Source organism: Longimicrobium sp., from assembly GCF_036554565.1.
Taxonomy (GTDB): domain Bacteria; phylum Gemmatimonadota; class Gemmatimonadetes; order Longimicrobiales; family Longimicrobiaceae; genus Longimicrobium.
Genome location: NZ_DATBNB010000618.1, coordinates 1 through 9,239 on the forward strand (window position 1 = coordinate 1; position 9,239 = coordinate 9,239).

8 protein-coding genes are annotated in these 9,239 nt (G+C 71.7%); 3 read left to right on the forward strand and 5 right to left on the reverse strand.

Translation table 11 applies throughout. The features are described from left to right. The 3 genes from VIB55_RS17160 to VIB55_RS17170 form a co-directional block, all read left to right on the forward strand. The coding region (locus VIB55_RS17160; RefSeq protein WP_331877893.1) for a hydantoinase B/oxoprolinase family protein at positions 1-3,243 on the forward strand (3,243 nt) is incomplete at its 5' end. Between the two features lie 97 nt (positions 3,244-3,340). After that, the gene (locus VIB55_RS17165; RefSeq protein ID WP_331877894.1) at positions 3,341-4,249 is read left to right on the forward strand and encodes an NUDIX hydrolase; all 909 of its coding nucleotides are present in this window, start codon (positions 3,341-3,343) and stop codon (positions 4,247-4,249) included. Positions 4,250-4,351: 102 nt separating this feature from the next. Next, positions 4,352-4,702 (forward strand): hypothetical protein, encoded by a 351-nt coding sequence (locus tag VIB55_RS17170; protein WP_331877895.1) that lies wholly within the window; start codon positions 4,352-4,354, stop codon positions 4,700-4,702. 74 nt (positions 4,703-4,776) lie between these two features. On the opposite strand, the gene VIB55_RS17175 is transcribed toward VIB55_RS17170, so the two are convergent. From VIB55_RS17175 to VIB55_RS17195, 5 genes are all read right to left on the reverse strand, one after another. After that, positions 4,777-5,583, reverse strand: a complete 807-nt coding sequence (locus VIB55_RS17175) for a hypothetical protein (protein ID WP_331877896.1) — start codon at positions 5,581-5,583, stop codon at positions 4,777-4,779. Continuing rightward, complete coding sequence (locus VIB55_RS17180; RefSeq protein WP_331877897.1) at positions 5,580-7,154, reverse strand: DUF4173 domain-containing protein; 1,575 nt, start codon at positions 7,152-7,154, stop codon at positions 5,580-5,582. Before VIB55_RS17180 ends, VIB55_RS17175 begins: the two co-directional genes overlap by 4 nt. Positions 7,155-7,231: 77 nt before the next feature. Beyond that, positions 7,232-7,945 carry a di-trans,poly-cis-decaprenylcistransferase gene (locus VIB55_RS17185; RefSeq protein WP_331877898.1) on the reverse strand — a complete coding sequence of 238 codons (714 nt, stop codon included), beginning with the start codon at positions 7,943-7,945 and terminating at the stop codon, positions 7,232-7,234. A gap of 31 nt (positions 7,946-7,976) precedes the next feature. Further along, complete coding sequence (locus VIB55_RS17190; RefSeq protein WP_331022307.1) at positions 7,977-8,345, reverse strand: transcriptional regulator; 369 nt, start codon at positions 8,343-8,345, stop codon at positions 7,977-7,979. Continuing rightward, positions 8,338-8,961 carry a hypothetical protein gene (locus tag VIB55_RS17195; protein WP_331877899.1) on the reverse strand — a complete coding sequence of 208 codons (624 nt, stop codon included), beginning with the start codon at positions 8,959-8,961 and terminating at the stop codon, positions 8,338-8,340. The genes VIB55_RS17190 and VIB55_RS17195 overlap by 8 nt, the downstream gene beginning before the upstream one ends. Positions 8,962-9,239 lie beyond the last annotated feature (278 nt).

Genomic DNA, 9,239 nt, shown 5'->3' on the forward strand with positions numbered 1-9,239 from the left:
CGTTCCGCGGCCGAGCGGGCGGTGGCGGGTGGCGTGCGCTCCGCGGCCGTCGCGCTGATGCACGCCTTCCGCGACCCGGCGCACGAGCGGGCGCTGGCGGGCGTGCTGCGCGAGGCGGGGTTCGAGCACGTGGCGCTGTCGAGCGACCTGGCGCCGTTCATCGGGCTGCTGGCGCGCGCGCAGACGGCGACGGTGGATGCCTACCTGGGGCCCGTGATCGGCCGCTACCTCGAGGGCGTGCGCGGGGCGCTGGGCGGCGGACGCCTCCATGTGATGACGAGCGCGGGCGGGCTGGTGCAGCCGGCGGACTTTCGCGCGAAGGACTCGCTGCTGAGCGGTCCGGCCGGTGGCGTCGTGGGTGCCGCGCTGGCGGGGCGGCGATCGGGGTTCGCGCGGGTGATCGCCTTCGACATGGGCGGCACGAGCACCGACGTGGCGCGGGTGGACGGCGACTTCGAGTACGTGTGGGAGCACGAGGTGGGCGGGGCGCGCATCGTGGCGCCCGCGCTGGCCATCGAAAGCGTGGCCGCGGGCGGCGGATCGATCTGCACCATCGACGCGCAGGGGCTGCGCGTGGGGCCGGAAAGCGCCGGCGCGTCTCCCGGGCCGGCGTGCTACGGCGCGGGCGGCCCGCTGACCGTCACCGACTGCAACCTGCTGCTGGGCCGGCTGGACGCCGCGCGTTTCGCCATCCCCGTGCACCCGGAGCCCGCCCGCGCCGCCGCGGCCGAGCTGGCGTCGCGCGTCCGCGAGCAGACGGGGGAGGACGTCGGCGGAGAAGCCCTGCTGTCCGGCCTGATCGACATCGCGGACGAACGCATGGCCGACGCGATTCGCGGCATTTCGCTGCGGCGGGGATACGATCCCGGCGAGTACGCGCTGGTGGCGTTCGGCGGGGCGGGCGCGCAGCACGCATGCGGTGTCGCCTCGCGTCTGGGGATCGGCACGGTCGTGGTTCCGGCGGACGCGGGGCTGCTGAGCGCGCTGGGCATCGGGCACGCGCCGCTGGAGCGCTTTGCCGAGCGGCAGGTGGTGCGGCGGCTGGACGAGATCGGCAACGAGATCGCATCCACCTTCGAAGCGCTGGCTGCAGAGGCGGCGGAGGCCGTGGCGCGCGAGGGCGTGGACGCATCGTCCATCGTCGTCCGGCGGCGGATCGCCAGCCTGCGCTACGTGGGCCAGGACTCCACGCTGATGGTGGACTGGGAGCCATCCGTCGACCTCCGCACGGCCTTCGAGGATCGCCATTCCGCCATCTACGGCCACCGCCCGGCCGCACGCCCGATCGAGGTGGAGAGCCTGCGCGCCATTGCATCCACCGTCGTCCCCGATCCCCCGGCCGCCCCCGATCCCCAGCCGCACGACGCCACCCCAGCCGCCACCCGCCGCACCTGGCTGGGCGGCGCCTGGGCAGACGTGCCCGTGTATGAGCGCGAGCGTCTGGACCTTGGCGCGCGCCTGACGGGCCCCGCGCTGATCGCCGAGCGCCACAGCGCCACCTTCGTCGCCCCGGATTGGACGGCGCGGCTGGATTCGGCGGACAACCTGGTACTGCAGTGCGATAACACCAAGTGCGAAAGTACTAAGTGCGAAAGTGCGAAAGTAACTTCGGGCGCCGCCGCGGGCTCTGAGAGCGACGCCGTTCACTCTCGCACTTTCGCACTTTCGCACTCTCGCACTTCCCCTCCAGACGCGGTCCGCACCGAACTCTTCATCTCCCGCTTCCGCGCGCTTGTGGGAGAAATGGGCGAAATGCTCCGCCGCACGGCGCTCTCCACCAACGTCAAGGAACGGCTGGACTTCTCCTGCGCGCTGCTGGACGCCGACGGCGAGCTGGTGGTGAACGCCCCGCACATTCCCGTACACCTGGGCGCCATGGGGCTGTGCGTGCGCGCCGTCCGCGACGCCGTGCCCATGCGGCCGGGCGACGTGGTCGTCACCAACCACCCCGGCTTCGGGGGATCGCACCTGCCGGACGTTACCGTCATCACGCCCGTTCACGACACGGACGGCACGATGATCGGGTACGTGGCCAGCCGCGCGCACCACGCCGAGATCGGCGGCACGCGGCCGGGGTCTATGCCGCCGTCTGCACGCACGCTGGCGGAAGAAGGCGTGGTGATCTCGCCGATGCACCTGGTGCGCGAGGGCCGGGCGCGGTGGGCCGAGATCCGCGCGGTGCTGGAGGGCGGCCCGCACCCCTCGCGCGCCGTGGACGACAACCTGGCGGACCTGGCCGCCGCGGTCGCCGCCAACCACCGCGGCGCCGAGATGCTGCGCGCGATGGCCCGCGAGCACGGACGCGATGCCGTGGCCGGCTACATGGGCGCGCTGAAGCGCCGGGCGGAAGACGGCATCCGCGCCGCCCTGCGCGGCATCGACGACGGTGTCTACGAAGCGGAAGAACGGCTGGACGACGGGTTGCCGCTCCGCGTCCGCATCGTCGTCGAGGGCGACCGCGCGTCCATCAGCTTCGCGGGCTCGGCGGAGGTGCATCCCGGCAATCTGAACGCAACTCCCGCCATCGTCCGCAGCGTCGTCCTCTACGTGCTGCGCCTGCTGGTGCGCGAGCCGCTTCCGTTGAACGAGGGGCTGATGCGCGCCGTAGAGCTCGACATTCCCCCCGGCCTGCTGAACCCGCCCTTCGGCGATGCCGCGCGCGACCCCGCCGTGGTGGGCGGCAACACCGAGGTCAGCCAGCGGCTCACCGACACGCTGCTCAAGGCGCTGGGCCTGGCCGCGTGCAGCCAGGGGACCATGAACAACGTGCTCTGGGGATCGGAGCGCTTCGGCTACTACGAGACCGTTTGTGGCGGGTCGGGCGCGGGGCCGGGATGGCACGGGGCCAGCGCGGTGCACACGCACATGACCAACACGCGCATCACCGATCCCGAGGTGGTGGAGCACCGCTACCCCGTGCGCGTGGACCGCTTCGCCGTGCGCGCGGGCTCCGGCGGGGCCGGGCGCTGGCGCGGCGGCGACGGCGCCGTGCGTGAGCTCACCTTCCTGCAGCCGATGTCGCTGTCCGTGCTCACCCAGCACCGCGCGGAGGGGCCGTACGGCATGGCGGGTGGCTTGGGCGGCGCGCCCGGGCGCCAGCGCGTCGTGCGCGCCGCGGGCGGAGAAATGGAGCTGAAATCCGTCGACGGGATGGAGGTGGAAGCGGGCGACCGGCTGGTGCTGGAGACGCCGGGCGGTGGCGGATTCGGGTCCCCGGTGGATGCTTCCGCGGCCTCCGGATGACCGCGCGCGCGTCCACCCGAATGCAAGGCTCTTTCGCGGCGCGCATCCTGCGCCGTACGTTGCGGTTCAGCCATTCGGAACTCCAGCGTCCCCACCCGTGACCGAGCCGTCTTCGCACCTGTCCGCCGCCTCAGCGACCCGCCGCGCCACCGGCGACCCGAACGTGTTCCTGATTCCGGAGGAGCATCTTCCGGCGGGTTTCGCGGCCAAGGTGGAAGCGGGCGGCTTTGTTCCGGCACCCACGCGGCCGGCCGCGACCGTGCTGCTGGCGCGCGACTCGGACGACGGCCCGGAGCTGCTGCTGATGCGCCGCAGCAAGCGCAGCGGCTTTGCGGCGGACGCGTGGGTGTTTCCCGGCGGCGTGGTGGACGACGAAGACCGCGACCCGGCCGTAATGGAGCGTCTGGATGGCCCCACGCCCATGCAGTGGGCCGAGCGCCTGGGGCTTACCGACCCGGCCGAGGCGCTGGCCTACGTGGTGGCGGCCGTGCGCGAGGCGTTCGAGGAAACGGGGATCCTGCTGGCCCGCGTGTCGGACGACGCCACCAACCCGGGCGGGGCGCTCTCGAACATCGACGTGGCGCGGCGCGCGCTGCTCAGCAGCGTGGTAGACCTGCGGCAGATCTTCATCACCCGCAACCTGCGGATGGCGGGAGACGAGCTGCTGTACCTGGCGCACTGGATTACCCCCGAGCCGGAGCCGCGGCGCTACGACACGCGCTTCTTCCTGGCCCGCGTGGACGCCGAGGCCGTCTGCACTCCGCACGAGGAGGAGCTGACCGAAAGCGTCTGGCTGACGGCCCGCGGCGCGGTGCACTACTTCGAGCTGGGCTCGCTGAAGATGCTGCCGCCCACCGTGCACACCCTGCGGCGCCTGGCCGGCTACGGAACCGTCGGGGAAATCTTCGCCGCCCTGGCGGATGCCCCGGTGCCCGCCATCCTTCCCGTGATGCGGCGGGTGGCGGATGGAGTGGCCATCGAGATTCCTCCCGAGGCCCGGCTGTAGGCCCAGGCCCGCAATTCGGCGCACCCCGCTTCGGCTGAAACCGCCGCCCCTCCCCCGCCGTATCACCCATCCATGAGCACTGATTCCGTTCCGGAGGCTGGCATGAACGAATACGAGGGCACGCCGTCCGGCGTGCTGATCCGCGACTTTCTCATCTTCCAGTTCAAGACGGTGCTGGACGGGATGAAGGACGCCATCGTCATCCCCTTCTCCATCATCGCGCTGATCGCCGACCTGATGGGCAGCCCGTCGCGCCGGGGCAGGACCTTCTACGCGCTGCTGGGCGCCTGCGAGGCGTTCGACCGATGGCTGAACCTCCACGCGCCGGCCCGCAACGCCACGCGCGGTCGCGACGGCCTGTTCGACACCAGCGAGCCCGGCGACGGCACGATGGTGGGCGAGCTCGAAGAGATTCTGCGCGGCGAACGGGCGCCGGTGCTGCCGCGAGCGTAAGGCGGCCCTGCACGGGAAAACGGGGGAGGGCACGCTCGGTGCTCTCCCCCCTTGGCCGTCACGACCCGTACACGCTATCTGCGCAGCAGGTACCAGCCGTCACCGAGCGGCGTTCGGCGCATCGTCGTGCGTTCCAGATAGCTGGCGGTGGAGGCCAGCGGTTGGCCGGGGCGCGCGTAGACCAGATACGTGGAGCCGCTCTGGGCGAACCGGAATGAAACGTGACCAGGCCTGGCCAACACTCTCTCCACGCCGGCGCCCCGCATCGCTGTGGTCAGACGGTCGTACTCCGCGCGGCCGACTCCTTCCGTCCGCAGCACATCGTCGAGGGAGCTGCTCGTCGACACTGCCTCGTGGAAGAGCCCCTCCCGCGGCCTTCCCGCCCAGCCGTTCAACTCCATCCATTCGACTCCCACCGCGAGTTCTTCGATCCGCCCGCTCCGCAGCACCTCGTCCGCCAGGGGCGCGAGCTGGGCAACCCGCGACGACGCGTAGGTTTCCACTCCGAACTCCGTCCGCAGCTCCGAGGTGGCGAGGGTAGCCACGAGCGCCGCGGCCGGCACCATCGCCTGGCGAAACTTGCGCTCCGTGGGCTTCCACACCGTGTACAGCCCCAGGATGGCCCCCGCCATCATCGTGCACAGCACGCCGGGGGCGTAGAGCAGGGCGACGGCCCATCCCATCCACGGGGCCAGCAGGTCCGCGGCGCAGATGGTGGCCAACCCACCGTACCCCACCACGTGGACCCAGAGCATGGCGTTCGCGGGAGCGCGCGTGGTGCCCGGGACCAGCTGCCGCCCGCCCGGGAGCGGCACCAGGGCGACGGATGTGGTGGCCAACGCCGGCATCTGCAGCCGCGCGCCCAGATCCGCCGTGCTCATCGGACGACCGCCGGTCCGGCCGGCAGCGGAGCAGCAACCGCGGACGCCGCGACGGGACAGGACATCGACTGGAGTTCCTTGCGATGGCGGGCGACGGCCGCGTTGGCACGGCCGCGCGACAGGCTCCAGCTGCGCCAGTCGCCCTCGCCTTCCCAGCGCGCGAGCAGGCGCTCGGCGGCGTGGCAGCGGGTGGGGCTGTCGTCCACGGCGCGGAGCGTGGCCAGCAGCGGCGGAACCGCGTCCGCGCTCAGCCGCGCGGCATAGGTGGCGTCGAACCGCGTGGCCGCGTCGGCGCGCGAGGCGTTCACGCGCACGATCATGGCGTCGGGATTCGCCACGTGCAGGAGCACCATCATCTCCACCGCCGCCATCAGCGCGCCCCAGGCGAACTTCTGCCGATGGCCGCGCAGCACCGTCCACGCGAACCACACGAACACCACGCCCAGCCACAGCATGAAGGCCGTTGTATACAGGCGCAGCTCCGTCAGCCCGTAGGCGCCCCAGTACAGGCGCATCCGGTGAATGCCGCTGGCCATGATCACGAACAGCAGCGCCACCTGCGTGCCCACCAGCAGCCGGAACGTGCGCTCGTGCCCGGGCTTTTCGCGCCGGACGATCCAGTCGGCCAGCAGCAGCAGGGGCAGCACGAGGCCCGCGACCGTCACCAGCTCGAAAAACCCGCGCCGCGCGTACTCCGAGAACGTGGCCGATCCCGCCGCCTGCACGCGCCCCACCCCGCCGAAGAAGTACGGCAGCTGCACCAGGACGAAAGCCAGGAACAGCGCGTTCAGCATCCCCAGCGCGGTGCCCACCTCCACCATCCCCAGCGACAGCCCGGCGGGACGCACGACCTCCGGGCCCGGCTCGTCGCTGCCGACGACCATCGTTCGCAGCACACCGCCCGCAAGCCAGGCGATGAACGCGGCGAGCAGCACGTGCCCCATCCCCGACGCCAGGTCGAAGCCGAAGACGCTGCCCAGCAGCCGCTCGAAGGCCGCGTCCGCCGCCGAAAGCAGCAGGCCGAACACCAGGAGCAGCGGCAGGCCGATGGCGGTGCCGCGCAGGACGGCGATTGCGACGGGCCACCCGCCGCCGCCCAGCTCCTTCCAGCGCACGTCGCGGGTCAGCAGCGCCACCGTGCCCATCGCTGCGTCCGCCACGGACGCGAGGGCCCCGAGCGCCAGGTTGGCGAGCCCCGCCAGCCGCAAGTGCCCGCCGCGCGCCCGCAGCATCGCCAGCGCCAGCACCAGCGCGAGCGCCGAAAGGGTGAGCGCCTTGAGCGTGGGCGAGTCGCGCCAGGCCATCAGCGCCGCGGCGCCGAGTGCCAGCGGAATCCATCCCACCGACACGTCGTCCGTCTCCGCCCAGCGCTGCATGCCCACGATGGCCGCCACGAGCACGAAGGTGAAGACGGTGATGTTGATGCCCCAAGGGGCGCTGCGAAGCAGCAGGTCACCCGCGATTCCGACCGCGACTGCGGCTCCCAGCACGCCCAGGCCCGTCCGTGTCTCGCGGCTGACCGCCGCACGTGTTGCCCGCTCGCTCGCGAGCACCGCATCTGCCCCGTTCATCACTGTCCCTCCCTCTCAAGGTTCAACCGGGTGTCCCCCACGCACTTCCGCACTTCCGCACTTCCGCACTAACGCACTCACGCACTCTTCAATCGTCCGAACCGCCGCTCGCGCCCCTGGAACCACTCCACCGCCCGCCCGAGCGCGGCGGGATCAAACTCCGGCCAGGCGAGCGGCGTGAAGTACAGTTCGGCGTACGCGCACTCCCAGAGGAGAAAATCGCTCAGCCGCTGCTCGCCGCCGGTGCGGACCAGCAGGTCCACGTCGGGCGCCGGCTCGTCCTCGCCCATCGCCCACCCCAGCGCCAGGGCGAAGTCCTCGCGCGAATCGCCCGTCGCCAGCGCCGCGGCCCGCAGCAGCGCATCGCGGGCGGAGTAGTCCAGCGCGATCCTCAGCGTCAGCCGGGTGCCGCCCGCCGTGGCCTCCTCCGCCGCGCGCACCTGGCGAAGGAGCACGTCCGGCAGCCGGTCGCGCCGCCCGATCACGCGAAGGCGCACCCCGTTCTCCACGCAGCGCTGCGCCTCGCCCGCCAGGTAGGCGCGGAACAGGCGCATCAGCCCGGCGACCTCGCGCGGGGGGCGGCCCCAGTTGTCTGACGAAAACGCGTACAGCGTCACCGTGCCGATGCCCAGCCCCGGCGCCGCCTCCACGATGCGGCGCACGGCCTTCGCCCCCTCGCGGTGCCCCGCCAGCCGCGGCCAGCCACGCGCGGCGGCCCATCGCCCGTTGCCGTCCATGATGAGGGCCACGTGCATCCCCGGATTTGGGCTGATGTTGAAAGTTCTTTGCATCGTAAAGCATCCAGGCAAAAAAAGGGACGGTTCACCGGTCGCGAACGGCGTGGATCAGCGCTTCCATGTGGTTCAGGTACGCTTCCAGTGCCGTGCGCCCCGCGTCGGTCAGGGCGTACTCGGTTCGGGGCGTGCGCCCCTCGAAGCTCTTGGTGCACACCACGTAGCCGGCTTCCTCGAGCTTGCGGGCGTGCACGCTCAGGTTGCCGTCCGTCAGGGCCAGCATGGTCTTGAGCTCGTTGAACGCCATGGACGTGTTCACCGCCAGCGCGCTGACGATGCCCAGCCGCACCCGCTCGTGGATCAGCCGGTCCAGCTCTGCCGAGCCCTCGTCGGCCGAGCCGGCGACGCTGCGCAGGACCGAGCTGGCCAGCGGCTCCGAAGGCTTCGGGTCAGCCACCGTGCCTCCGCGCGATCAGGGTGCCGAACACCATGTGGAGCCCGCCGAACCCCGCGGCCATGTACACGTCCCCCCAGGCGGCGGGGGAAAACAGCGCCGCCACGCCCACGGCCATGAAGCACATGCCCATCACGGGCACCGCGCGCACCGAGAACGCGCCGGCGGCCACGATGGCCACACCGAACAGCAGCAGCCACATCCCGGGAAGCACGGTGACGAGCTCCGCGGGGAACAGGACGGCGGTCAGCACGGCGCCCGCGGCCAGGGGCGGCGCCAGGCTCAGGATGAACTTGCGCCCCGGGCCGGTGAGCAGGCTCACCTTGGCGTGCCGGGCCTTGGTGGCCGAGGTCAGCAGGCCGATCAGCAGGCACACCAGCGCCGCCGCCATCCACGTCGCCAGCCAGAGCTCGGGCGACTGCTGCCGCGAGGCGAGCCACGCCGCCAGCACCGCCGCCACGCCGATCACCACCAGCCCCCAGCCGGAAACGGCCGTAAAGCTGCCCGCGCGCTCCATCGTTTCGCGGATGAAGCGCAGGTTGTCCATCGCCCGCTCGCGCAGGTCGAGGGAGGGATCGTCTGCCTCGGGCAGGGGCCGGATGGGCTGGATCTTCGCCATGGTGTTCATGATGCAGGTGCTCGGGCCGTCTGTCAAGTGCTTTGCGTTGTAAAGCAAACGCCGTGCCGAAAGCGAGAGGGGACGGCCTTCGTGTGCACGCCCGCTGGCCCATGCGCAATGTCATCCCGATGGAGCGGCCACGGGCGACCCGCCCGCACATCGTGGACAGCAGCGACTGAGGGATCCGCCACACATCTCGGGAAACGCTCCGCTCCGTCCGGCTCGCGGAGGCCAACGCTCCTGGTCCCTTCTCGAGAGAAGGACGAAAACAGGCTTCG